Source organism: Mesorhizobium sp. M5C.F.Ca.ET.164.01.1.1 (genome assembly GCF_004792125.1).
Classification (GTDB): domain Bacteria; phylum Pseudomonadota; class Alphaproteobacteria; order Rhizobiales; family Rhizobiaceae; genus Mesorhizobium; species Mesorhizobium wenxiniae.
The window spans coordinates 1-330 of sequence record NZ_SRTG01000341.1 but is presented as its reverse complement, the minus strand read 5'-3'; the positions used below and the strand labels follow the sequence as shown (position 1 = coordinate 330).

1 pseudogene is annotated in these 330 nt (G+C 71.8%); it reads right to left on the bottom strand.

The features are described from left to right. Positions 1–330 (bottom strand): annotated as a pseudogene (locus tag EN807_RS33730) (metal transporter); the annotation flags it as partial.

The following is a 330-nucleotide window of genomic DNA, read 5'->3' as shown; positions in this document are numbered from 1 at the left end:
GGCGCAAGCAGTGCGCGTGTGCCGCCGGCGCGCTGGCGAAGCTGCATCGACACGAGCTCGACGATCACCTGCAGGATCGCTCCGGCGCCGACCGCCAGCGCCAACGCCGACCATTGCGGCGCATAGGCGAGGCTGCCGATCCACAGGCCGATGACAGCGGGGCCGCCGGCCAGCTGCGTCAGCGCGGCAAAGGTCCTGAGCGGCGGGCGCTGCTTCAGGATCGGGGCGGCGATGCCGATACCCTCGGTGATGTTGTGCAGGGTGAAGCCCAGCACCAGGAAGGTGCCAAGCCCCGCCGCGCCCGACGCGAAGGCAGCGCCGATCGCCAGC